Origin of the sequence: Streptomyces sp. SUK 48 (assembly GCF_009650765.1) — a bacterium.
GTDB lineage: Bacteria > Actinomycetota > Actinomycetes > Streptomycetales > Streptomycetaceae > Streptomyces.
In genome coordinates this window covers 4,379,268-4,402,420 of the sequence record NZ_CP045740.1, presented here as the reverse complement: position 1 = coordinate 4,402,420, position 23,153 = coordinate 4,379,268, and the positions used below count along the sequence as shown (strand labels likewise).

19 protein-coding genes, 1 tRNA gene and 1 other RNA gene are annotated in these 23,153 nt (G+C 70.5%); 9 read left to right on the top strand and 12 right to left on the bottom strand.

What is annotated here, in order from left to right; genetic code table 11:
* Nucleotides 1–276: 276 nt before the first annotated feature.
* The 3 genes from purD to ffs all read right to left on the bottom strand — a co-directional run bounded on the left by purD (nucleotide 277) and on the right by ffs (nucleotide 4,473).
* Entirely contained in the window at nucleotides 277–1,533 is a 1,257-nt protein-coding gene (gene purD, locus GHR20_RS19100) for a phosphoribosylamine--glycine ligase (RefSeq protein WP_153813873.1), read from the bottom strand.
* Between the two features lie 463 nt (nucleotides 1,534–1,996).
* On the bottom strand, nucleotides 1,997–4,321 hold the full coding sequence (locus GHR20_RS19095) for a DNA polymerase III subunit gamma and tau (protein ID WP_153813872.1): 2,325 nt from the start codon (nucleotides 4,319–4,321) through the stop codon (nucleotides 1,997–1,999).
* Nucleotides 4,322–4,376: 55 nt separating this feature from the next.
* An RNA gene (gene ffs, locus GHR20_RS19090) (signal recognition particle sRNA small type) lies at nucleotides 4,377–4,473 on the bottom strand.
* A 72-nt stretch (nucleotides 4,474–4,545) separates the two neighbouring features.
* On the opposite strand from ffs, the gene GHR20_RS19085 reads away from it, so the two are divergent.
* The 4 genes from GHR20_RS19085 to GHR20_RS19070 all read left to right on the top strand — a co-directional run bounded on the left by GHR20_RS19085 (nucleotide 4,546) and on the right by GHR20_RS19070 (nucleotide 8,577).
* A tRNA-Ser gene (locus GHR20_RS19085) sits at nucleotides 4,546–4,633 on the top strand.
* A 332-nt stretch (nucleotides 4,634–4,965) separates the two neighbouring features.
* Entirely contained in the window at nucleotides 4,966–5,946 is a 981-nt protein-coding gene (locus GHR20_RS19080) for a serine/threonine protein kinase (RefSeq protein ID WP_234376278.1), read from the top strand.
* A 40-nt stretch (nucleotides 5,947–5,986) separates the two neighbouring features.
* A complete protein-coding gene (locus tag GHR20_RS19075) occupies nucleotides 5,987–6,565 on the top strand; it encodes an ABC-three component system middle component 2 (protein ID WP_100575788.1) in 579 nt (192 codons plus the stop codon).
* On the top strand, nucleotides 6,562–8,577 hold the full coding sequence (locus GHR20_RS19070) for a DNA recombination protein RecN (RefSeq protein ID WP_153813871.1): 2,016 nt from the start codon (nucleotides 6,562–6,564) through the stop codon (nucleotides 8,575–8,577). The genes GHR20_RS19075 and GHR20_RS19070 overlap by 4 nt, the downstream gene beginning before the upstream one ends.
* Nucleotides 8,578–8,675: 98 nt before the next feature.
* Here the strand turns inward: GHR20_RS19070 and GHR20_RS19065 are convergent, their stop codons facing one another.
* The 3 genes from GHR20_RS19065 to GHR20_RS19055 form a co-directional block, all read right to left on the bottom strand.
* Nucleotides 8,676–9,911 carry a tyrosine-type recombinase/integrase gene (locus tag GHR20_RS19065; RefSeq protein ID WP_153813870.1) on the bottom strand — a complete coding sequence of 412 codons (1,236 nt, stop codon included), beginning with the start codon at nucleotides 9,909–9,911 and terminating at the stop codon, nucleotides 8,676–8,678.
* Between the two features lie 11 nt (nucleotides 9,912–9,922).
* Nucleotides 9,923–10,228: a helix-turn-helix domain-containing protein gene (locus tag GHR20_RS19060; RefSeq protein ID WP_153813869.1), complete on the bottom strand. Its 306-nt coding sequence runs from the start codon at nucleotides 10,226–10,228 to the stop codon at nucleotides 9,923–9,925.
* Nucleotides 10,229–10,404: 176 nt separating this feature from the next.
* On the bottom strand, nucleotides 10,405–10,920 hold the full coding sequence (locus GHR20_RS19055) for a helix-turn-helix transcriptional regulator (RefSeq protein WP_153813868.1): 516 nt from the start codon (nucleotides 10,918–10,920) through the stop codon (nucleotides 10,405–10,407).
* Nucleotides 10,921–11,390: 470 nt separating this feature from the next.
* On the opposite strand from GHR20_RS19055, the gene GHR20_RS19050 reads away from it, so the two are divergent.
* The 4 genes from GHR20_RS19050 (at nucleotide 11,391) to GHR20_RS19035 (ending at nucleotide 16,599) form a co-directional block, all read left to right on the top strand.
* Nucleotides 11,391–12,491, top strand: coding sequence for a DUF3631 domain-containing protein (locus tag GHR20_RS19050; RefSeq protein WP_234376287.1), 1,101 nt, complete (start codon nucleotides 11,391–11,393; stop codon nucleotides 12,489–12,491).
* A 416-nt stretch (nucleotides 12,492–12,907) separates the two neighbouring features.
* Nucleotides 12,908–13,870, top strand: a complete 963-nt coding sequence (locus GHR20_RS19045; protein ID WP_153813866.1) for a DUF2637 domain-containing protein — start codon at nucleotides 12,908–12,910, stop codon at nucleotides 13,868–13,870.
* A gap of 154 nt (nucleotides 13,871–14,024) precedes the next feature.
* Nucleotides 14,025–14,852 (top strand): plasmid mobilization relaxosome protein MobC, encoded by an 828-nt coding sequence (gene mobC / locus GHR20_RS19040; RefSeq protein WP_153813865.1) that lies wholly within the window; start codon nucleotides 14,025–14,027, stop codon nucleotides 14,850–14,852.
* Nucleotides 14,842–16,599: a mobilization protein gene (locus GHR20_RS19035; RefSeq protein WP_153813864.1), complete on the top strand. Its 1,758-nt coding sequence runs from the start codon at nucleotides 14,842–14,844 to the stop codon at nucleotides 16,597–16,599. The genes mobC and GHR20_RS19035 overlap by 11 nt, the downstream gene beginning before the upstream one ends.
* Nucleotides 16,600–16,996: 397 nt before the next feature.
* On the opposite strand, the gene GHR20_RS19030 is transcribed toward GHR20_RS19035, so the two are convergent.
* On the bottom strand, nucleotides 16,997–17,470 hold the full coding sequence (locus GHR20_RS19030; protein WP_234376277.1) for an NUDIX hydrolase: 474 nt from the start codon (nucleotides 17,468–17,470) through the stop codon (nucleotides 16,997–16,999).
* Nucleotides 17,471–17,564: 94 nt separating this feature from the next.
* Nucleotides 17,565–18,482: an FkbM family methyltransferase gene (locus GHR20_RS19025; RefSeq protein ID WP_100575780.1), complete on the bottom strand. Its 918-nt coding sequence runs from the start codon at nucleotides 18,480–18,482 to the stop codon at nucleotides 17,565–17,567.
* 100 nt (nucleotides 18,483–18,582) lie between these two features.
* Here GHR20_RS19025 and GHR20_RS19020 point away from each other — a divergent pair, with 100 nt between their 5' ends.
* Nucleotides 18,583–19,083, top strand: a complete 501-nt coding sequence (locus tag GHR20_RS19020) for an ATP-binding protein (RefSeq protein WP_208446851.1) — start codon at nucleotides 18,583–18,585, stop codon at nucleotides 19,081–19,083.
* On the opposite strand, the gene GHR20_RS19015 is transcribed toward GHR20_RS19020, so the two are convergent.
* Genes GHR20_RS19015 through GHR20_RS19000 form a run of 4 tightly spaced genes read right to left on the bottom strand, consistent with a single transcriptional unit; the run spans nucleotide 19,041 to nucleotide 23,012 of the window.
* Nucleotides 19,041–19,934 (bottom strand): hypothetical protein, encoded by an 894-nt coding sequence (locus GHR20_RS19015; protein WP_153813863.1) that lies wholly within the window; start codon nucleotides 19,932–19,934, stop codon nucleotides 19,041–19,043. The two genes, GHR20_RS19020 and GHR20_RS19015, sit on opposite strands and share 43 nt — an antisense overlap.
* On the bottom strand, nucleotides 19,931–21,160 hold the full coding sequence (locus GHR20_RS19010; RefSeq protein ID WP_153813862.1) for a hypothetical protein: 1,230 nt from the start codon (nucleotides 21,158–21,160) through the stop codon (nucleotides 19,931–19,933). The genes GHR20_RS19015 and GHR20_RS19010 overlap by 4 nt, the downstream gene beginning before the upstream one ends.
* On the bottom strand, nucleotides 21,157–21,861 hold the full coding sequence (locus GHR20_RS19005) for a hypothetical protein (RefSeq protein ID WP_100575777.1): 705 nt from the start codon (nucleotides 21,859–21,861) through the stop codon (nucleotides 21,157–21,159). Before GHR20_RS19005 ends, GHR20_RS19010 begins: the two co-directional genes overlap by 4 nt.
* A complete protein-coding gene (locus GHR20_RS19000; protein WP_100575776.1) occupies nucleotides 21,858–23,012 on the bottom strand; it encodes a glycosyltransferase in 1,155 nt (384 codons plus the stop codon). The genes GHR20_RS19005 and GHR20_RS19000 overlap by 4 nt, the downstream gene beginning before the upstream one ends.
* Nucleotides 23,013–23,153 lie beyond the last annotated feature (141 nt).

Here is a 23,153-nt window from a genome sequence, read left to right as displayed (position 1 = left end):
TCCCCCACTGTGGCACCCGTCACTGACAACGCAATGCCGGTGGGCCAAGTGCGCAGTGCCGATGAGCCGCGTGCGCAATGCCGGTGTGCCAAGCGCCGGAACGCCTGCGCGGCACCCTAGTTGCGGCCCCGGCCCACGTCAGCCGTATGGGCGATTGCTCACTCGATGGAATGGCTTTGGTCAGAGCTGGGTGACAGACAGCAAAGATCAGGCCCCGGATTGCGGATCCGGGGCCTGGGGGGGTGAAACGGGAGCCGGGAGGCGTCGGGAGGGCGCTCAGCGCGCGTCGGCGGCCGCCTTCGCCGCGATGTCCGTACGGTGCTGCCCGCCGTCGAGCCCGATCCGGCCCACCGCCCGGTACGCCCGCTCGCGCGCCTCGGTCAGGTCCTCGCCGGTGGCGGTGACCGACAGCACGCGGCCGCCCGCGCTGACGACCGCGTCGCCGTCCTGCCGGGTGCCCGCGTGCAGCACATAGGCGTCCGGGGCGTCCTCGGCGGCCACCTCGGCCAGACCGGTGATCGGGTCGCCGGTGCGCGGGGTGCCGGGGTAGTTGTGCGAGGCGACGACGACGGTGACGGCCGCGTCCTCGCTCCAGCGCAGCGGCGGCAGGTCGGCGAGGTTGCCGGTGGCGGCGGCCATCAGCAGCCCGGCCAGCGGGGTCCGCAGCCGGGCCAGCACGACCTGGGTCTCGGGGTCGCCGAAGCGGGCGTTGAACTCGATGACCCGCACGCCCCGGCCGGTGATCGCCAGACCGGCGTAGAGCAGCCCGGAGAACGGGGCGCCGCGGCGGCGCAGTTCGTCCACCGTCGGCTGGAGCACCGAGTGCAGCACCTCGTCGACCAGCTTCGGATCGGCCCACGGCAGCGGCGAATAGGCGCCCATGCCACCGGTGTTGGGGCCCTCGTCGCCGTCCAGGGCGCGCTTGAAGTCCTGGGCGGGCTGGAGCGGTACGACGGTCTCGCCGTCGGTCACCGCGAACAGGGACACCTCGGGGCCGTCGAGGAACTCCTCGATCACGACGCGCTCGCAGGCGGCGGCGTGCGCCTGGGCGGCGGCCAGGTCGGAGGTGACGACGACGCCCTTGCCGGCGGCGAGTCCGTCGTCCTTGACGACGTAGGGGGCACCGAAGGCGTCGAGGGCCTCGGCGACCTCGTCGGCGGTGGCGCAGACGTACGAGCGGGCGGTCGGCACCCCGGCCGAGGCCATGACGTCCTTGGCGAACGCCTTGGACCCCTCCAGCCGGGCGGCCTCGCCGGACGGGCCGAACACCGGGATGCCCGCGGCGCGCACGGCGTCGGCGACACCGGCGACCAGGGGCGCCTCCGGGCCGACGACGACCAGCTCGGCACCGAGCCGCTGCGCCAGCGCGGTCACCGCGGCACCGTCGAGCGCGTCGACCTGGTGCAGCTCGGCGACCTCGGCGATGCCGGCGTTGCCGGGGGCGCAGTGCAGCGCGGTGACGTCGGGATCGAGGGACAGGGAGCGGCACAGGGCGTGTTCGCGGGCGCCGCTGCCGATGACGAGGACGTTCACGGGGTCAGCCTAATGGCAAGGCCGCCGAAGTCCGGGGGGCGGGGAAGCCGTACGTTCCTACAAGGGGGCCGGGGTGGGCGCGGGCGGGGGTGGACCGTCCGTGTTCCGGCGCGGGTGCGAGTGCGGACACGGGTGCGGGTCCGTGATGGCTGATCGCGCAGTTCCCCGCGCCCCTCAGGGGGTTGCCGAGGGCATCGGCTGCAAGGGGCATGGGGCGGCGGTCACGGGTGGCTCAGGGCCGTCGTACGAGTGCGGGACCGTGGGGGCAGGTGCGCAGTTCCCCGCGCCCCTCGGGGGTCGCCGGGGGCCTCGGATTCTCGGTGCTGCCTGATTGCGGGCGGGGGCGTGCGGGCCGTCGTCGGGCGCGGGGCCGTCGTGGCTGATCGCGCAGTCCCTCGCGTCCCTCAGGGGGTTGCCGAGGGCGTCGGATGCAAGTTGCCGGGGGCCTCGGTCCCTTCGTTCCTCACTCGTTGGTGAATTCCTCCACCACCGTGGCGCCCAGTTCGCGCATGATCAGGTCGTGGCCGGAGAGGGCGGACTCGTCCAGGTCGGGATCGTCGTCCTCGGGGATGTCGTCCTCGATGGAGACAGGGGGCGGCTCGGGAGCGGCCGGGCGGGGCGTGGCCGGGCCGGACGCGGGCGGGGTCGGGCCGCCCGACGCGGGGCCGGAGGGCTGCGGGGCGGACTGGGAGGGGCCGCTCGGGCGGGGCGCGGGCGTGGAGCCGTAGCCGCTGCCGGCGGGCGCGCCGCCACCGCCGTAACCGCCGCCGGGGGCACCCGAGCCGCCGCCGAAGCCGGAGGAGCCGCCGCCCGGAGCCGGGGGCGCGGAGCCGCCGCCGGACGGGTCGATCAGCGACTCGATCTTCCACTGCACGTTGAACTGCTCGGCCAGCGCGGCTCGCAGCACGTCCTCGCTGCCGCTGCTCGCGAAGTTGTCACGCGCCCCGGCGTTCACGAAGCCGAGCTGGAGGGTGGTGCCGTCGAAGCCGGTGACCTGGGCGTTCTGGCTGAGCAGGATCCAGGTGAAGCGCCGGCGGTTCTTGACGGCCTCCAGGATGTTCGGCCAGAGCATGCGGGGGTCGAGACCGCCGGCGGGGGCGGCCGCGGGAGGCTGGGGGGCCGAGGGCACGGCGGCGGGGGCCTGCTGGGCCGACGGCTGGGGGGCGGCCGGGGGAGCCTGCTGCTGCGGAGCGCCGGGAGCCGCGGCCGTGGGCCAGCCACCGGGGCGCCGTCCGCCACCGGCGGGAGCGGCCGTGGGCCACGCGCCGGGCGCGGCGGAGGCGGGAGCCTGCGCGGCCGGGGCCGGCTGCTCGGCGGGAGCGGGAGCCAGGGCCGACGCGGGAGCGGGCGCCACCGGAGCGGCGGGCTCGGGGGCGGGAGCAGGCGCGGGCGCGGCAGCGGGGGCGGGCGTGGGGGCAGCCGGAGCCGCACCACCGAAGTCGGACGCGCCGGACGCACCACCGGCACCCGGGCCGGACCCGGGAACCGCTCCCCCCGGCACCCCCCGCACCGCCGCCCGCGCCGCCGCCGGGCCGCCGCCGGGCGGGACCATCGCGGCCGGGGCGCCGCCGTGGGCCTCGGGGCCGGGGACGTAGCCCATGGCGGGGGCGCCGGCGCCCGCGCTGAAGTTGACGCCGCGCTCGATGCGGTCGAGGCGGGCCATGAGGGAGCGCTCGTCGCCGTACGCGGCGGGGAGCAGGACGCGGGCGCAGATGAGTTCGAGCTGGAGGCGGGGCGAGGTGGCGCCGCGCATCTCCGTGAGCCCCTCGTTGACGAGGTCGGCGGCGCGGCTCAGCTCGGCCGCGCCGAAGGTGGACGCCTGGGCCTGCATGCGCTCCAGGACGTCGGCGGGGGCGTCGATGAGCCCCTTGTCGACGGCGTCCGGCACGGCGGCGAGGATCACCAGGTCACGGAGGCGTTCGAGCAGGTCGGCGACGAAGCGGCGGGGGTCGTTGCCGCCCTCGATGATGTGGTCGACGACCTCGAAGGCGGCCGCGCCGTCACCGGTGGCGAATGCCTCGACCACGGAGTCGAGGAGGGAGCCGTCGGTGTAGCCGAGGAGGGCGGTGGCCATGGCGTACGTCACACCGTCCGCGCCCGCGCCGGCGAGGAGCTGGTCCATGACGGACATGGAGTCACGGACGGATCCGGCGCCCGCGCGCACGACGAGGGGGAGCACACCGTCGTCGACGGGGATGTCCTCCTTCTGGCACACCTCGCCGAGGTAGTCCCGCAGGGTGCCGGGCGGCACCAGCCGGAACGGGTAGTGGTGGGTCCGCGAGCGGATGGTGCCGATGACCTTCTCGGGCTCGGTCGTGGCGAAGATGAACTTGAGGTGCTCGGGCGGCTCCTCGACGACCTTCAGCAGGGCGTTGAAGCCGGCCGACGTGACCATGTGGGCCTCGTCGATGATGTAGATCTTGTACCGGCTGCCCGCCGGGCCGAAGAACGCCTTCTCGCGCAGTTCTCGGGCGTCGTCCACGCCACCGTGGGAGGCGGCGTCGATCTCGATGACGTCGATCGAGCCCGGTCCGTTGCGCGCGAGGTCCTGGCAGGACTGGCACGTGCCGCACGGGGTGGGCGTGGGGCCCTGCTCGCAGTTGAGGCAGCGGGCGAGGATGCGCGCGCTGGTGGTCTTCCCGCAGCCACGCGGCCCGCTGAACAGGTACGCGTGATTGACCCGGTTGTTGCGCAGCGCCTGCTGCAACGGGTCGGTGACATGCTCCTGCCCGATGACCTCGGCAAAGGTCTCGGGACGGTAGCGGCGGTACAGCGCGAGAGACGACACGCTTACGAGGTTATAGGCGACCGCTGACAACCGGTCCCGTCGAAGCCCCCGCCAACGCAGACGCCCCCCACGCACCCGCCAGAGCCGACCTACCCTTGCTGCCTTCCGGCCCTGGGGGAGTTCAGTCAGATAGCGCCGCGTGAGGGGCTACGCAGAGAGTACCCGATCCGGGCCGGCGGGAACGAGTTCGCGAGCACCCTCCTCGGTCATGTAATGTTCCGACCGGAGGATTCGCCTAGTGGCCTAGGGCGCACGCTTGGAAAGCGTGTTGGGGGCAACCCCTCACGAGTTCGAATCTCGTATCCTCCGCCAGTGCCTCACCGGGCACGATGTCGAAGGGCCCCACTGCTCGCAGTGGGGCCCTTCGACGTTGAGGGTTGCAGTTTGGGTTGCAGTTGCCGCGATCAGGCCGCGACGGCCCCCTGCGGGAGAGGGCTGCAGCCCTCTCGCCAAGACGACCTGCACGCCTGAACCGTGGCCCGCAGGTTTCGCGCGATTGCCGTGCTGCGCAGGGGACCGTACTTGAGATGCCGGGGCGTTCCGCTTCTTGATCAGACGAGTGGCCGTTGGATAGGCTCCACCGATACGGCGTGTGACGCACGGGGAACATCCTGTGTGCAGCCACCGGCGCAGGGGGGTGGGCTGTGCCTGACTCGATAGCCGTGCCGACGGGTGTCCAGCCAATCAGCTTCGACGTGCACGCAGTCCGCGGGGGAAGCCTCGGCGGAGCCCGCGACGACTTCGAAACGATGATCGCTCAGCTTGCCGCCGCAACGACCCCAAACGTACGGTCCGTCGCTGCGAACCCGGGCGACTGGGGTATCGACGCCTTCGCCGGAAACCTCGGCGGAGCGATCACAGTGTGGCAGTCCAAGTACTTCATGCCGGTCACCACCAAGAAGCACGTACAGCAGGTCACAGACTCGCTCGACAACGTGCTGAAGGCAGCCGTCAAGAACGGCCACACCATCGCCAGCTGGATTCTGTGCATCCCTTCCAGCATGGACGGCCCCATGACGGCATGGTGGGACACGTGGACGAAGGCGAGGGAGAAGGAACTCGGCCTCGTCATCCAGCTCTGGGACGAGACCGCCCTCCGGAAGAAGCTTCTTAGCCCCGAAGGCGACGACGTGCGTCGCGGCTTCTACGAGACGTACGCTCAGGCCGCCTCCGCCCCGGCCCCCGTGGAGCAGCTTCGGCTGGTACTCGAGGTCGAGGACGACAAGGCAGCTGCCCTTGGCTCCGCCTTGTTCATTCGGCAGATGACAGAGGCCGGCCACGTGGAGCTGGACTCGGCCAAGAGGCAGTTCTTCAATGCCGATCTGGTGGCTCGCGAGATCGCGCACAAGGATGTTCCGGCTGAGGTGGCGGCGCTCAGTTCTGCCGATGCGACGCTCCACGGGCTATGGGAGATGCAGTTCAATGAATGCGCGGCTGAGGACGCGCTTCGAGTTCTCCACACCCGTGTCTGGCGGGATGTACGCAACGAGCACGACAAATTGCCGAAGTCGCTCCGCCTGGAGCTGGTGCACAGCTGGGGGCTGGTCCACCGGCTCGTGGACAACCGCAAGGCGGGCTGGGTCAAACACTGGCGGCAGATCGCCGCCGAGCACCCCGACGGCTGACCGCCGTCACCTGTCCTGTCAGACCTACGAGGAGTTCGCTGTGGAAGCACACCGGCCGGTGATGATGCCGGAGGACGAGGTGACCTTCCGGCTGGCGCAGCTGCTGCTTCTTCTCGACGCTGTCGCCGGACAGGACGCGAAGGGGGCGAGCCTGGAGCGCATCGGCTATTACGACTTCCTGTCTGCGAATCCCTTCCTAGTCGTCAATTCCGACGGCCGGGAGGGCAATATGCTCAGGCTGGCCGGGTTCGATCCGCAGGTGCTCTCGTACGCGTCCTCCTCGCAGCGCTTCACCAGTCGACGCGAGCGCATCCAGCACGATCTCGGGCTGCTCGTGGCTTACGGGTGTTGCGAGGTTCACAACCGCAACGGCGCCTTCGCCTATTCGATCAGCAACCGCGGTCGGGAACTCGGGGCTCGCTTCACCGCCACCTACGCCGCGTCGTTCACCACTGCGGCGTCCATCGTCGTGCGTAGCCTCCGCAAGCTCAGCGACAAGGCGCTGCGGGAACAGACCGCACGGTGGCTGAGGCCGGATGGCGAGGGCGGTCCCGGTGCCGCGCTCCTCAGCGTGCTGGGTCCGGGACCGCAGGCACCTGACATGCCCTGGGAGGGATGACCACCATGCAGCCTCTGCCTGGCATCCGGATCCGGCGCCTGCGCCTTGCTGGCGTCAGCCGGAACTATGACGTCGATTTCACGCAGGACCAGCGGGTGCGGGACCTGTCCGTGGTAGCCGGGGCATTCAGCTCGGGCAAGACCGCGGTGTTGGAGTTCATCGCCTACGGCCTCGGCGGGAAGCGTCATCCACGGCATCCTGAGGTGCTGCGGAAGGTCCGTTCCTGCCTTCTGGAAGTCGAGCTGTCCGGCGAACCGCACGTCATCGAGCGGCCCGTCGGGGAACCGTCGAAGGTCGCCTACGTACGCCGGGGGACGCTGGACAGCCCGCCGCTCTCCAAGCCTGAGAGCAGGACCATCGAGCCGGCGGGAGCACCCGAGAGCCTCTCCGCTCTGCTGCTGGGGCATTGCAAGCTCGAAGGCGTCCAGCTGCGGGAGGCCCCCTCCAGTCGTGAGTCCCGGACCGACCCCCTGAGCATCCGCGACCTCATGAACCTCGCGTTTCTGCCCAACGAGCGCGTCGCCTCCAAGAACTTCCTGTTCGAGAACGAGTACATGAAGAAGCACAAGCTGAAGCAGGTGGTCGACGTCGTCTTCGGCGTTCACGACGACCGCGCCGTCGAGCTTGGGCAACGCATCAAAGAACTGGGTGCCCGACTCACCCAGGCACGCTCCGAACTCGCCGCGGCACGGGCGTTCGTCGACGAGCAGGACGTTCCCACGGTCGGCGCGCTGATCGCTGAGCAATACGAAGGCGAGCTGCGGGAGCTGACCGAGCAACTACGGGTCCTCGACGAGGCAGCGCAAGCCGGCACCGCCTTCGCCGGGCGTCTGCGCCGCGAGCACCAGCAAGCTGCCCAGCGCGCCCGGCAAGCCGCCGGCGTGGTACGTGACTGCGAGACGCAACTCACCCGGATGATGCCGCTGCGGGCGCAGTACGCGGACGACCTCGTCAAGCTCAATATGCTGGCCGAAGCGCAGCGCCTGTTCGACCCCCTCAGCGTCACCAACTGCCCGGCGTGCCTGAACCGACTGCCCGCTCCCCCGTCGGTGGAAAACGGCTCGTGCAGTCTTTGCAGCCACGAGCTGCCCCACGGCGACGGTCACCTGACGCTCGGCACCGCCACAGCTGAGCACTCGTCGGATGAAGGGCGGCTGGACGTCGCAGCCGAGGTCAGGGCCACCAAGGCCCGTTTGAAGGAGATCACTGCCTACATCGAGGGCCTGGACAGCTCGCTCGCCACGTTGAAGCTCCAGGCAGAAGACGCCTCCATCGACGAAGAACGTGCCGCGGCCGCGGTCGACGAGGCCACTTCGCCCACCGTCACCCCGTTCCTCGCCGCTCGCGACAACCTCCAGCGCCGGCGCGAGGAAGTCCTCCGTCATCTACAGCACGCCGAGAACGCGACGAAGCTTCAGGCTGGCCTGGAGAAGCGCGCCGCGCTCGTGGAGCGGCATGAGGCACAGATCGAACGTCTGCGGGAGGAACGCGACCGGCTGGGAGATGCCGCACAGGACCGGGACCTGATGGTCGGCCGAATCAGCGGCCGGTACAGCGACCTCCTGCGGCAGTGGCGCTACCCGAAACTCAGCCAGCCGATGATCGACACGAACCTGGTTCCTAACGTACGCGGCGACTCCTACCGCGAGGCATCATCCGGCGCCCGAACACTCCTGACCCTGGCCTGGCAGCTGGCCGTCTTCGAGGTCGCCGTCGAAACATCGGCAGCCCACCCCGGCTTCCTCATGATCGACAGCCCACAGAAGAACCTGGGCCACGGCGCCACCCGGGATGCGGTAATCGCAGACGCGATCGCCATCGACGACTTCTACCGCCACCTGAGCAGCTGGCTGGCTGAACAGGGGGCCGGTGCCCAGGTGATCATCGTCGACAACAGTCCGCCCATGCTCGTGGAAGAGAACGTCGTGGTCCGGTACAGCCGCAACGAGGACCGACCCCCCTACGGGCTGATTGACGACGAGACCACTACAGACGAAGGCAGCCCCGAATAGCCTCCCACCTAGAAGGAGGACTCGTAGGGAGCCGACCCAAGTCGGCCCGAATGCAGACGCATTCGAGCCGACAGCCCCGCTGGTGAAGTGTGCGGCGCTCAGACGACGGGCGGTACCTCGGGCAGCGGCCAGAGCAGGCCGCTGATCTTGTCGGCCGTGTCCGTGAGCACCCGGTTGGTGAGGTGCTGGTAGCGGCGGCGCATCCGGGCGGACTTGCCGGGTTCCCAGCCCATGATCGCGTCAACGACCGTGTCCGGAACACCGAGAATCAGCAGCACGGTCGCCGCCGTGTGACGGGCGTCGTGGAGACGGCCTGTGCGCAGACCCGCCGCCTTCAGGAGGTCCTTCCACTCGTGGTGGTCGGTGTTCGGGTTGAGGGGCTCGCCGGTCGGGGAGGCGAAGACGTACCCCTTCTCCGTCCAGAGGTCGCCGGCCAGTCGGCGGTCCCGCTCCTGCTCTCGCCGGTGCTGGAGCAGCAGCCGCACCAGCGGTTCGGGGATGCCGATGGGCCGACGTCCGGCGCGGGACTTGGTGTCCTTGGTCTCGCGTCGGATGTTGACCTTCTGGGGGCAGTAGCCGGGCTTGCGCCCGCAGCGGTTGCCGCAGCCGTGCTCGTACCGAGGTCGCAGTCGATTGCGCTGGACCGTCATGACCCGCAGCTCGAAGTCGACGTCCGTCCACTTGAGCCCGAGGACCTCGCCCTGACGCAGTCCGAGTGCCAGGGATATGACCCAGCGCGCGGGGTGTCGGCTCTTGTTGGCCAGGTCGAGGAGCTTCTGCACCTCCTCAACCGTGTAGGGCTCGACCTCTTCCTCCTCCAGGCGTGGCGCCTTGGCGACGGAGGCGGGGTTGACGGTGAGGTGACCTCGGCGCACCGCCTCGTTGAGGGCCGTGCGCACGGTGCGGTGGACCTGGTGCGCGGTACCGGCGGCGCTGCCGGCCTTCTGCATCTTGGCGTAGAAGCGCTCCAGGTGCTCGGGCTCCAGCTTGGGGAGGCGGTGTGCGCCGAGGCCGGGGATGAGGTGGTGGTAGACGGCGACGCGGTAGCCGTCGATGGTGTTCTCGCCCACGTGTGGTGCGGCGATGTTCTCGACCCAGTGGGTCAGCCAGGTCGTGACGGTCCAGGTCTGCCCGGCCTTGCCGACGGTGCCGGAGTCGCGCTTGCGTTCCAGTTCGCGGACCGCCTTGGTGGCGTCGGCACGGGTCTTGCGCTTGACGTGGCGCCGGTCGGGTTTGCCGTCGTCCTTGACGCCGACGGTCACGTAGCCGTGCCACTTGCCGTCCCTGCCGAGGAAGATCGAGGAGGCGCCGTTGGGCTGGCGGGAGTTGGCCATGTCCGCCCCCTTCAGGCCGCGAGGGCGACGGTCGGGGCGGGAGCCTGGGAGCAGTCGGCGAGGTAGACGGCCAGGGCATCGGCAGACACTCGGCGCAGGCGGCCGATGCGGACGGACTGGACCTCGCCGGAGGCGATGAGCGCGTACATGGTGGTGCGGCCGACGCCGAGGCGGCGGGCGGCCTCCTCGACGGTGAGCGCGGCGAGGGTCGCGTCAGGGGTGGGTGCCGTGTGTTCCAGCACCAGAGTGCGGAGCCGCTGCTCGGGGACGCCGAGGGCGTCGGCGATGCGGGTGAGCGGGGGCAGGGTGGTGGGCATGCGGGATCGCCTTTCGGTGGTCACGGGGCAACGTGACCGCTGGACTGTCCGGGATGGGCGGTGGGCTTGGATCGGTGTCCGCGCTGGTGAACCCCGGTGTTCGTAGCACCGAGGGATGGCGGTGGATGGGCTTCGAAGAGCCCATTCAGGCGCCTGAGGAGATATCCGCCGAGCGGTTACTCGTCGTCGGCGGAACCGCTGCGGAGCGGATCGCCGGGCGAGTTCGGAGCCGGATAGAACGAGAGGCTCCCCGGGTCTGGCTCGATGCCGAGGCGGTCGGCGATCTCGTCGTACCGGGCCTCGGCCGCCTCAAGTCTGTTCTTCGCGGCAACGGCGAGATCTTGGGCGACCCGGTGCTCCTGTTCGGCCTTCTGAATGTCGAAGGCCGCTTCCTGCAGCTCCCAGTGAGGATCGTCGAGGCCCGCGACGGCTTCGAGCAGGAAGTGATCAGCAGGGACGCCGAGAGCCTTGGCGAAGCCCAGGGCCTCGTTGAGGCTGATGCTCCGACCACCGTTCTCGATCTTGGCGATCTGGGTCTGGTGCATCTTGAAGCCCAGGCGGCGCATGCGCTCCGCCATGTCCTCCTGGGACAGGCGGGCCGTCATGCGTAGGACCTTCAGGTTGTGCGCCACCAGGGCTTCCCCTTCGGGCGGAGCCCAGCGCTGCGGCTTGGCATCTTCCACTTCTTTCACCTCCCTCCTCTTTCTCGGTCGACGGAGGGCGCCACACCTCCACCCTTAAAACCTACCAGCATGGATACCCCAACCCGCAAGAGATTAACCCCGCATGTGGCACGCGTCACTATGGACTTGAGCAGCGAGCATTCCCGTAGGGGTTGGATTATCGATTCACTGGAAGGTTGACTACGGGCGGGCGCTCGTGCACACTTATGCCATGAGGGCATCTACTAGCGAACCGCACCGAGGTTGAAACACCTAGGTGCCCCGAGGAACGCGAAAACCCCCGGCGCTACGAACACCGGGGGCTGCAGGAAACCTCGCCACCGCCCATCCCAGGACAGTCGACCACGGCGGACCGGGTTGCCCCCCGGAGCCGCCGAGTGAGGATCTCCGTGAACGAGAGTACCGCCCCCGCCGCCCCTGCGGCATCCCTTCCGACCGGCACCCCGTCACCGGACCGTGGGCAGCCGGACGGCGCCGCGCTGCTGGACGAGCTGCGCACCGCCCTCGCCCGCTTCGTGGTCCTCCCGTGCGAGCAGGCACTGGACGCAACCGTGCTGTGGATCGCGGCCACTCACCTCCAGCAGGTGTGGCAGCACGCCCCACGTCTGGCTGTGGTCGGCCCGGCGAAGCGGTGCGGGAAGTCCCGCCTGCTCGACCTGCTCACCGAGACGGTCCACAAGCCCGTCATCACCGTGAACTCCACGGCAGCGGCCATCTTCCGCTCGATCTCAGACGAGCCGCCGACCCTCCTCGTGGACGAAGCCGACACCATCTTCGGCAGCCCCAAGGTCGCCGAGAAGAACGAGGAGATGCGCGGTCTGCTCAACGCCGGGCATCAGCGCGGCCGACCGGTACTGCGAGTGGTCGGCAAGGAGCACACACCCCACTCCTTCGCGACCTTCGCCATGGCGGCGCTCGCCGGTATCGGCGATCTGCCCGACACGATCATGGACCGGTCCGTCGTGATCCGGATGCGCCGCCGCGCAGAGGGCGAGCGGGTGAGCCCGTACCGGACCCGCCGCGACAGTCCCAGCCTGCACGAACTGCGGGCCCGTCTCGCGCGCTGGGCCGCCTCGGTGAGCCAGCAGGCCCTCCATCTGGAGCCGGGGATGCCCGTCGAGGACCGGGCGGCCGACACCTGGGAGCCTCTGGTGATCGTCGCCGACCTCGCAGGCGGCACCTGGCCCGAGCGCGCCCGCACCGCATGCACGCAGATGGTCACCGCCGAGGTCCAGGCCGAGGAGGACAACCCCTCCAATGCCCGCATCCTCGCCGACATCCGCCGCGCCTTCGCCTCCGCTGGCGACCCCGAGAGCGTCTCCACCGACGCCCTGCTCTACCGCCTCAACTCCGACCCCGAAGCCCCCTGGGCTGAGGCCGGGCGCGGCGGGCTCAACCCGCGCGCCCTCTCCGGGCTGCTGCGCGAGTACGGCATCCGCTCCGGCAACGTCCGCATGCCCGACGGCACCCAGCTCAAGGGCTACACCCGCGCGAAGTTCGCCGACGCCTGGAAGCGCTACTGCCCGTCCGTCCACCCCGAGACCGGCCCTGACGACGCCAGAGACGCGCGGACCGACTGACCCGCGTGGGTGCCGCCGCCGACCGCTCGACGGCGGCACCCGCGCCGGTCACCCCGCTACGGGCACGGACGCCGCCGAAGGACAGCCACGGTCCATATCCGTCTCGTGCCGTCCCTGCCGTCCCAGCCGTATAAGCGCAGGTCAAAGCCGATCCGGGCAAGACGGCACAGTGTCCCAAGACGGATAGGCATCCGTCCCGGGCCCCGAGCCGACGGCACCGGCACTCCTGTCGAGCCAACTAGTGCGACCACGGCCGCCGAGCCGACGCCGTACGGCAGGACGCGTCCCGGACGGCGCTGAGACACCGTGCCGCACGCCTGCCGTCCCGCCCCTGACCTGCACCGTCAACGGCAAGACGGCCAAGACGGATCACCACTCACCCCCACCCAGAACCGCACCCCGAGGGGGCCACACCCATGCCCGACACCGCCATACCTGCCACGCCCACCAGCCGCCACCGCGCCACCTGGTGGGACCGGTTCGCCATCGTCCTGCTCGGCATCGCCGGATGCGCGCTCTCCTACGACGCGCTGCGGCAGATGGCCACCGCCGTCCACGTCCGCCACCAACTGACCTACCTCTTCCCCGTGGTGATCGACGGGTTCATCGCCTACGGCGTCCGCGCCCTGCTCGTCCTGCGCGAAGCGCCGATGCCCGCACGGCTGTACGCGTGGACGCTGTTCATCACGGCGACCGCCGCCAGCATCTGGGCCAACGGGCTTCACGCTCTCGACCTGAACCGGCCCGGCGCGGTCACACTCCACCTGGGCGACGGCACCGTCACCGTGCTGTCTGCCATCGCACCGCTCGCCCTGGCCGGAGCGACCCACCTGCACATTCTGATCACCCGCTACGGCGGGATCACCGCCGCCCGGACGCCGGTGACCGCAACTCCTTCCGAAGTTCAGGACGGTACGCAAGCCCTGGGCACGCTGGCCGCCGAAGTTCCGTACACCGCCGTCGCAGTCCGGCCCGCTACGGCACCGCCCCAGCAGCCGACTACCGCCACCCGGGCCGCCGAAACCGAGCCCTCGCCCTCGACGGACGCACCCGGCTCCGGCTCCGGGCAAGGCCGCGACAGCGTTCCTGACAGCACCGTCGACGGGCCCGAAGAGGAGCGTGAACCCGCAGGCCCGAACCCTCACGAGAGTTCCGGACAGGCTCCGGAGACGAGCCCTGGGGGACGCCCCGCGATCGCCTCCATCGCCGAGCTGGCCAGCATCATCAGCACCGCTCACCCGGGGAATTCCGGACTGACCCGCGACAGCGCCCGCAAGGCCGTCACCGACGCCGGACTCGGCGCCGGCACCGATCGGCTCGCCGAAGCCATGGCACTGGTGCGCCAGGGAACCGAAGCCCGCCCGCACCCCATCGGATGACCCGTCGCGGCGCGGCGCTGCCCGGACCGGTTCCGGGCGGCACTCCTTCCCCACAACCACACGAGACGTCCGACTAGGCCGAACCGTCGCTCAGCAACACAGTCACCTCCCGGCCGATAGCGCGCCCGATCCAGCACTGGAGCACCCACCGCCCATGAACCGCAACCCGTTCTCCCGCAAAGGCCGCCGCACGCACCCCGCACAGCTCCCGCAGACTGCGCCCTCGCACCGTCGCGACACGACGGAGAGCACCACCGTCAACAGCGGAGCGAGCTGGGGCGAAGTCCACATCGCCGGGGGCGATGCGGACTTCGCGCTCGGACCCGCCCCGGCGGGGGCGGACCAGGCCCGTGCCCAGCGGGGCTCGGAGCAGGGGAAGGTGGAGGCCGAGCGCGACCTCCACCAGGACCAAGACCAGCCCACCGCTGCCGACGCTGTCGCGCACTTCGCACCAACCGTCACCGCTGACGCGTTCGCGCACCGCGGTATCGCCGCCTACGACATCCCCGCCCCTGCCGACACCGACGCCGCTCCCGGCTCCGAGCGCCGGCGGCGGCTGAGCGACGTGCTGTACCGGCCCCGCTCCGGGATCAAACGGAACGTGCAGTTGACGTGCTCGGCGGAACCGGCGGAGCGCGACTTCATCGACCGCGCCGCACGCGAGGCGAAGCGCTCCCGCTCGGCCTACCTGATGGACGCGGCACTCACGTTCGCCCACGCCTACCTGCCCGACCAGCGCCCCGCCGCCATCCCCGCCCTGCCCTCCCCGCAGGCGACGCAAGACCTGATGGTCCTGTCCGGAAGGCTGCTGCGGGAGTTCCACCGGATCGGTACGAACCTCAACCAGATCGTCCGCGCGATCCACACCGGCGACCTCCCCGACCGCGCCGAACAGGTCCTCGACGAACTGCACGAGACCGCGCGGCTGGCGCGTCGCGCGCTGGAGCAGGTTGTGGACGGTGGTGGCCGCCGTGGTGCCTGATGTCTCCACCGGGGACCGCACGCGCGGCCTGCTCTCCTACCTTTTCGGACCGGGACGCCGCGACGAGCACACCGACCCGCACATCGTCGCCGCCTTCGCCATGCCCGGAATCACCGATCCCGGCCGCGTCCGGCTGGAAGAGCACCAGGACGCGCTCACCGAACTCGCCCGCTACCTCGACCAGCCTGTCGAACTGCGCCGACAGCGCACCGGGAAGAACGTGCCGCAGCACGTGTGGCACTGCCCCGTCCGCACAGCCCCCGGCGACCGCTACCTCACCGACGCCGAATGGGCCGAGGTCGCGCGCCGCGTCGTCCACGCCACCGGGATCGCCCCGCACGGCGACGACTCCGGCTGCCGGTGGATCGCGGTACGCCACGCCGAGGACCACATCCACATCATGGCCACCAGCGTCCGCGAGGACGGCCGCCGTCCCCGCAACAAACGCGACGGCCAGCGCGCCCAGGCCGAATGCCGCAAGATCGAAGTCGAACTCGGACTGCGCCGGCTGAGGTCCGGTGACGGCACCGCACCCAAGACGCCCACCGGTGCCGAGGTGGCCAAGGCCGAGCGTCAGGGCCGCAAGACGACCAGCCGGCAGTGGCTGCGCGAGCACGCCTACGCCGCAGCAGCAGCCGCGCGTGACGAACACGAGTACTTCGCGGTACTCACCGCGCTGGGCATCAAGGTCCAGAAACGGCTCGGCCCCGAGACCGGTGACACCACCGGCTACAGCCTCGCCGCCCCCGGCGGCACCGACGCCAGGAACGAACCGGTCTACTACGCCGGCTCCAGCCTCGCCCCCGACCTGTCCCTCAACCGCCTGCGTGAACGCTTCGCCCCAGCCCCCACCGACACTGCAGTCACGGCCACCGTCCGCGCCCGTGCTCGGGGCACGAAGAGCGACGCGTGGCGACGCGCCGAATCCGAACTGCGCAGCACCCACGCCTTCCTCCTCGGCCCAGAAGGCGGGCAGGACCTGGAAGCGTTCGACCGGCGGGTACAGGCCCAGGCGGCGGCATTCGCCGAACTGCTCCACAACACCGCCGCCACCGCCCCGAAGGCAGCGCGAGCAGAACTACATGCCGCAGCAGCCGCGTTCGGCCGTGCGAACCGCTCAGCGATCCGTGCAGAGCACCAGAGCGCGTACGCCCTACGACAGGCAGGCAAAGAACTGATACGCGCCGTGGGCGGCGAGGACGGCTCCGCGGTGGCCTCCCTACTGGCCATCGCCGTCTACGTGCTGATCGCTTTGGACCACTGGCACCAGCAGCGCGGCCACGAACAGCAGGCCGCCGCCGCCCAGCAGGCCCTCGCCCACCTGCAGAACGCCTACCAGCGCACCGCCCGCCCCGAACTCGCCCGCCTCACCGACCGCACCCCCGGACCGGACGAGATCCGCCGCCTCGCCGCAGTCGTCCAGGCAGCCGTACCCGCCCACGCCCAGCGCATCCTCACCGACCCGGCCTGGCCCGCCCTCGCCACCACCCTCGCCCAAGCCGAATCCGCCGGCACCCCACCTCGCCACGCACTCACAGCCGCAGCCGAACAACGAGAACTCGACAGCGCCGACCACCCCGCCGAAGTCCTCACCTGGCGACTCCGCCACACCACCGCCCAACAGACCGCCGCCCGCACCCGCGCAGCCACCACCCGCACCCGCCACGCGACAACCACCCGCACCCCACTCACCACCACACCCCCCGCCATCCAGCGGCCCACCGACACCGTGCACCGCAAGCGCTGACACCCAACCCCAGAACGAGTCACCACCGCACCGCCCGCCCAGCGACCGAGGGTGAGCCTCTCCGCCGAGGGCCGTTCAGTTCCTGAACCACGCTGCGCTCAGTCTCTGAACACGCACGGCGTCCCGGGTCGGGAAACGGGGCTTGTCCCGAAAAGGGACACGCGGCGTGTTCCGAATCGGAACAGCGCCGATGTCCAATCAGTGGACACGGTCAGCGTTTCCAGACTGGACGTCCCCGTGTTCCCTAAAGGAACTGGTCCGGTGTTCCCTCGGGGAACAGAAGCGCAGCGCGTGGTCTCCCGAATCGGGAGACCACGCGCTGCACGGGCATTGTTCTCCGTTGGCCGGCGCACACAGAAACTGGTCCTGCGTGCACAGCCGGCCTTGAGGCCGCTCTTTAAGTCGCGGGGACCGACCACCCGTGGCGGGAGAAGGCGGGCCCTCCGTCCCGGTATGCGGCCAGGGCCTGTGTGGTGGTCGGGAACGCGGGCTCGGGCATGCTGTTCGCGGTGACCCACTGGACCGTCAGGTGCTTGTCCGGCTCGGTGTTGGTCAGTTCACCGGTCCACGTGTCGGTGGCGAAGACGAAGAGGACGAACTGCCCAGCCTGGTCCCAGCCCTGTTCTACGTGGATGACGTGAACGAGTACCAGGCCGGCCGGGTCGACGAGCAGGCCGGTCTCCTCCTTGAGTTCGCGGGCGGCGGCCTCGTCCAGGGCTTCGCCCGGTTCGGCCTTGCCGCCGGGTAGGGTCCAGGCGGGCTGCGGAGACCAGTTGCGGGCGGCGTAGAGCACGGCGGCGACCATGTCGGCGGCGCTGTCGTGGACGATCACACAGACCGCGTTGCGGCTGTTCATGACGCTGGCGTTCATCAGTGCCCACTCCTTGTCATCGTGCCGGAAGATGTCGAACGGTCTAGGTAGGAGGCTCAGACTGGCCCCACCCCACGGAGAGTGCGGGTTCAGCTCAGCGCCCGAGCGTGAGGTGATCGGCGTCGGTGCGGGAGAAGACCAGGTCGGTCAAGTCCTTCGGGGTTTCGGTGCACCGGACGGGCGGCTGCGGTAGGCGCATGGTCCGGGGGTAGGTAGCCGGGTCGTAGTCGTTGTTGATCGTGTAGACGTGGTAGCCATGCTCGCGCAGGCTGTCGATGACGTCGGCCGCTTTCTCGCCCTGCTTGGCCAGGAGCCTGGGGGTGACTTCCACAACGAGTTCCGCGTCGTCGCGGAGGTGTGGGAGCGCGGGCAGAAGTCCTCGGATCGCTGCTGCTTCCGCACCTTCGACGTCGATCTTGATGATCCGGGTGGCGGCGAATTCGGCCTGGCTGACCAGGTCGATCAGAGGTGCGGTGGGCACCTCGAAGGCCGCGTGGACATGACGGGGCTGGACGGCGCTGGTGTGGCCGAGGTTGGCGGGGTCCTCCAGGTAGAGGGTCAGCGTGCCGGGGGTGTCGGAGGCGGCGGAACGGACAGTTTGGATGTTGGTGCGGTGGTTGGCGGTGGCCGCAGCACTCAGGTCGTCGTGGAACTGCGGGGAGGGCTCGATGGCCACGACGCGGCCATGGGGGCCGACTGCACGGGAGGCGAGGAGGCTGAACGCGCCGCGGTGGGCTCCGACGTCGATGAAGGTGTCCCCGGGCTGGAGACGGTCGCGCAGGAAGGCGCTCAGGTTCGGCTCCCACTCGCCGAACAGGTACTGGTAGCGCTGGATGACGTCGCTGGTGGTGACGGTGACCACGTCACCGGACCGCAGCCGGACGGCGGTGTGGACGGGATGGGTTCGCAGGTGCTCGTCGAGGAAGCAGCCGACGAGCCGTGCCTTGCCCACGGTTCCGGGGGCGTGGCGGACGTAGGCCCGCAGCGCGCGGGCGAGAACGGAGGAGGGCATGGGCGGCTCCTTCGGGTGGTGACGGCAAGGGACCGGGTGGGGGTCGGCGGGTGGTGGCAGACTGGCCGGAGAACGCTGGTGATGTTGAGGGGAGTTGGCGGTGGCCGAGTGCACTCCGGTGGTGTTCTTGCTGGTGGGGCTCACCGGCTCGGGGAAGACCACCTATGCCCAGCGGAAGCTGGAGCCTGAAGGTGCTGTGCGGCTTTCGGTGGACGAGGTGGTCCACCAGCGGCACGGCCGGTACGGCGTCGACTATCCCGAGAACACCTACTTCGAGAAGGAGGCTCCGGTCGTCGCCGAGCTGCACCGGCGGCTGGCCGAGCTGGTCGCCGAGGGCCGGGACGTGGTGTGGGACCACGGGCTGTGGCCGCGTAAGGATCGCGAGGCGATGAAGGAGCTGGTGGAGTCGGCCGGCGGACGGTGGCGGCTGCTCTACTTCCCGGTGGAACGCGACGAGCTGCTGCGCAGGCTGGCGAAGCGCAACGAGCGGGAGGACGCGAACGCGCTGGTCGTGACGCCGGAGGCCCTGGACGACTTCTTCGTCCGCTTCGAGGCGCCTCAGAGCGAGGGCGAGGAGATCGTGGAGCCGGACTGGCTCTGATGCGTGGGCGGGTGCCAGGTCGTGGCGATCTTGGCGGCTTCGGCGGTCCAGCCGTTGGGCAGACGGTCGAGGATGACGCGGCGGAAGGCCAGGCGGGGATCGGCGACGTCGATCCGGCCGCGGTAGCGGTCGACGTGCTGCAACAGGCGGGATGCCTCGCTGCGGACGGCTGGGGTGTGCTCGGCCCAGGCGCCGGAGGTGAACTGGTCGGCCCGTCGCCTGAGGTCGTCCAGAACGCCGGAGCGCCACTTGAAGTGGTGCACGCACGCGAGCGAGTCCGGATCGGGCTTGTGTCCCGGTGCGCGGTGGTTGCCGGACGCCACGGTCACCGAGGACTGGGCGAGGACGATCTTGCGCGGGTCGCCTTTGAGGAGCCGGTGGGTGACGTGGCCGCCGAGCGGGTAGGTCCGGTCCAGTCCGATTTCCGGCTGCCAGGGGGTCAGGCGGCCGTCGTTCGAGACGCGGTCGAGCAGCAGCCCGCCGACCACGTTCTGCCTGGTCGCTTCGGCCTGGGCCACTACTTCGGCCAGCGGGGCGGGGTAGGACTGGAACTCGTCGGAGTCGGCGAGCAGGTGCCAACCGCGTCCGGCCTGCTCGCGCAGGCTGTCGCGGAGCTGGCTGTTCGTGTGCTCGTGCCATGGCCCGGTGCTGATCTGTGCCGGGACGATGCCGAGTTCGTGGCTGGCCGCGATCAGCTGGTGCCGCCAGGGGCTGGGGACGTGGTCGGGGAAGTGGAAGGCGACGTGGAAGCGATCGATGCCGAGTGCGCGGTAGTGGGAGGTCCACGCGGCGAGCAGGGCCGGTTCGACGGGTCCGATGACCGCGATCAGTACGGGAGGTACGAAGGTCATGCCTGCTCCTGGGCCTGCAGTCGGGTGTACGTGTCGGTGAGGAAGGCGACTTGCTCGTCCGCCGGATGCATGCCGAGGCGGCGGGGTGCCTGGAGTCCGGGCTGCTCGGGCACCACGTGGGTGAGGCCGTCCAGGGCTGTGGCAAGGGCATCGGCGTCGCCGGCCTTATAGAGCCGTGCCCACGGCTGGTCGGCCAGCCGGGTGGTGAGAACGGGGTCGTGGGTGGAGACGATCAGGGGGACGCCGAGGCGGGCGGCGTCCATGACCAGTCCGGATTCCTTGCGCACGTCGGGGCGGCGGGCGACGAGTGCGGCGTCGGCGGCGGCGTACACGAGCCGCAGGACTGGTTCGGCGACCGGTCCGGGCACCGTGTGGAGGCGGACGTTGGTCAGCTGATGCCAGCGTTCGAGCACGGTGTCGTCCAGCGGGGTGCCGCACACCAGGACGTGTAGCGGGTTGGTCAGGCGGGCGAGGGCGGCGTCGAGGGCGGCGATGTCCTTGTACGGCCACCAGCCGCCGACCAGGCACACCGCCTTCGCGTTTTGCGGGATCGTGAAGGCGGTCCGGGCGCCGGCGCGTTCGGCGTCGGTCAGTCGCAGGCCGTCGTCGACCGCGAAGGTCCGCACCTGGCCCGGCAGGTGCGGGAAGGCCAGAGCGAACTGCTCGTGGACGGCGGTGGTCGGGTACAGCGCGATCACCCGCTTCTCGCCGTGCTGGGTGATGCGGCCCAGCAGTCTCACCGGGAGGTCTTCGGTGGTGACCATCTCGTGGACGAACCGAAGGTGCGTGGTGCCGCCGAGCAGGGCAGCGGCACCGTGGAGGGCTTCGCTCGCGCTGAGGATCACCACCGACGCGGCGTCCGGGGCGAGGCGGCGGCCGGTACGGAGACACGCCGCCTCGGCCAGGCAGCGGGCGAGGAGGGTGACCTGGTGAGGGAACCTGCGAACCGTGGGCGGCAACCGTTGGGAGGCGAAGGCTCGGCGCCCGGCGGCCGATGCGCGCTCGGCCGCACGCGCGCCTGCCGCCAGAACGGCCGCGAGTACGCCGACGGTGTCGGAGACGACTCGCGTCCCGGGTAGGGCCAGGTCGGCGGGCGGGCCGCCGGGGGCGATGACGAGGCTGCCGGGCCTGCTGGCGGCGAGCGCGGCCAGCGTGCGCTGGTGGTGCCCGCCCCCGCGGTGCGCGTACGGCTCGATCAACACGAGCGGCCTGTCGCCCGCGCTCATCCGGCGACCGCCTGTTCTCCGTGCAGCGCGGTGAAGTGCTGGTACAGCCAGGACGGGTCGTTGAGTGTCTCGAAGCGCTGGGAATCGCGTGCCGCGTTGCGGGCAAAGGTGAGCCCGTCGCGGGCGCCGGCCGCCGCGTAGGTGGCGAAGTCGCCGTGCCTGCTGGCCGTCCAAGCGGTGATGCGTTCTCGGGCGGAGGCGTCGGTCATGCCGTACTCGCTACCGCGAGCGAGCATCGCGCACTCGCGGAAGCCCGCCTTCCATGAGTGGAACGGGGTCTGGTTGAACAGCGTGATTCCGGCTGTCCGTCGGCTGAACTCGACCCGGCCGGGCAGCGCGGCCAGTACGTCGACGGCTTGGCCCATCTCGCGCAGGGCGGTGGCCCGGATCAGTTTGAGTCCGCCGTAGCCGTAGGTGAGGCCGTTGACCGGGTTGATGGCTCGCCAGACTCGCATCGACACGCCTTCGGCCAGCGGCTCCACCGTGGTGACGGGGAATTCCGGGTCGATGGCGAAGTCTCCGTCGGCGAGGAAGAACTGGTCGGTGTCGACCAGTTCGGCGGTGAGCCGGTAGGCGCGGCGCATTCCGCGCACTCCGTGCAGGCGCTTGGTGGTGCTGCCCAGCACGCGGGTGAGACGGGTGTGCAGGGCGTCGGCGAGCGGCTCGTCGTAGGAGAGCTGGACCACGTCGAAGCTGGTCATGCGATCGCCTCCAGGTAGCGGGCGGCAACCATCGCGGGTGTGAGGTCGGCGGTGGAGGCGTGCGCGCGCTTGGCGTGCACCAGGTAGAACTCCGGGTCGGTTGCGAGGCGCTCGGCGATCTGGACGGCTTGGTCGTCGGTGTCGAAGAGCAGCTCTGCGTCGATGTGTTCGGCCAGCCAGCCGGTGCGCGGCCCGATCACGGGCAGGCCCATCGCCTGGCAGTCGATCACCGACATCGACCAGGGACAGCCGGGGCGGAAGGGGGCGATGCCGAAGTGGGCGCCGGCCAGCAGGTTGCGGTAGCGCACGCGGTCGTCCTGGTCGGAGGCGACCGTGACGCCGTCCACGGCTGCGAGTGCCTCCAGGTGCCTCTCGGGGCTGGGGTCGAGGCGAATGCGCTCGGGGCTGCGGGTGCCGAACAGGTCCATCACCGTGAGCCGCACCGGGGCCTCGGCGACGAGGCGGCGGGCGAGCTGGGTGAAGCGGGCGGTGCCGTAGTGCGCGTACAGGCGGTGGTTGTAGATGCCGGTAGCCCGGCCCCCGGGCGGGGTGATGTCAGCCGGGTCACGCACCAGGATCCCGTCCCTGGGGGCAGGGACGACGTGCAGTTTCTCGCCGAGTTCGACGCTGGTGCGGGCGGCGGCTGCGGTGACCCACGAGGCAGCGGTGGAGGAGTGGACCAGCACGCGGTCGCAGGCCGCGAGACCAGCCGCGAAGGCCAGCAGTACGCTGCGGCCGAGGCCGCCGCCGTTCATCGCCGGGTCCAGCTCCAGCATGCCGTTGCTGGTGAAGGAGAACGGCAGGTAGTGGCAGTACCCGGCGATCCGCGCGTCCACCTTGGCCTCCAGCAGCGCGGCCCGCACTGCGGGGGCGGCCTCTACCTGATTGGCCACCACCACCTCGGGCCGCCATTCGCGCATCAGTGCGACCAGGGCATCCATGCCAGGGTCGAAGCGGGCTCGGTACTTGGTGGACGGCGAGGCGGTGGGCGCGAAGTGCACGCGGGCATCGCCGGCCGGGACCGGGGAGGCCACGGTCACCTCGGCCCCGGCGTCGGCCATGGCCGGGGCGAGCAGGTCGGCGAAGGTGAAGCCGGAGTCGGCGGTCAGCCGACTGGCGTTGGAGACGTTGAGCAGGTACAGCACACGCATCGCTGGGGCCCTCCCTCACGGAAGCCCGGAACTCGAACCGGGCTGGTGAAGGAAGGGAACCGGCAAGCGGGAGCGTGACAGAATGATGAATCGAGGTCACTCACGGTTCATTCATCTCATCCGGCAGCCAGAGCGGGGGCT

Coding starts and splice junctions, on each gene's coding strand:
- GHR20_RS19070 (WP_153813871.1), top strand. CDS start 6,562: ATGACCACCATGCAGCCTCTGCCTGGCATCCGGATCCGGCGCCTGCGC.
- GHR20_RS19065 (WP_153813870.1), bottom strand. CDS start 9,911: ATGGCCAACTCCCGCCAGCCCAACGGCGCCTCCTCGATCTTCCTCGGC.
- GHR20_RS19060 (WP_153813869.1), bottom strand. CDS start 10,228: ATGCCCACCACCCTGCCCCCGCTCACCCGCATCGCCGACGCCCTCGGC.
- GHR20_RS19045 (WP_153813866.1), top strand. CDS start 12,908: ATGCCCGACACCGCCATACCTGCCACGCCCACCAGCCGCCACCGCGCC.
- mobC (WP_153813865.1), top strand. CDS start 14,025: ATGAACCGCAACCCGTTCTCCCGCAAAGGCCGCCGCACGCACCCCGCA.
- GHR20_RS19030 (WP_234376277.1), bottom strand. CDS start 17,470: ATGAACGCCAGCGTCATGAACAGCCGCAACGCGGTCTGTGTGATCGTC.
- GHR20_RS19025 (WP_100575780.1), bottom strand. CDS start 18,482: ATGCCCTCCTCCGTTCTCGCCCGCGCGCTGCGGGCCTACGTCCGCCAC.
- GHR20_RS19015 (WP_153813863.1), bottom strand. CDS start 19,934: ATGACCTTCGTACCTCCCGTACTGATCGCGGTCATCGGACCCGTCGAA.
- GHR20_RS19010 (WP_153813862.1), bottom strand. CDS start 21,160: ATGAGCGCGGGCGACAGGCCGCTCGTGTTGATCGAGCCGTACGCGCAC.
- GHR20_RS19005 (WP_100575777.1), bottom strand. CDS start 21,861: ATGACCAGCTTCGACGTGGTCCAGCTCTCCTACGACGAGCCGCTCGCC.
- GHR20_RS19000 (WP_100575776.1), bottom strand. CDS start 23,012: ATGCGTGTGCTGTACCTGCTCAACGTCTCCAACGCCAGTCGGCTGACC.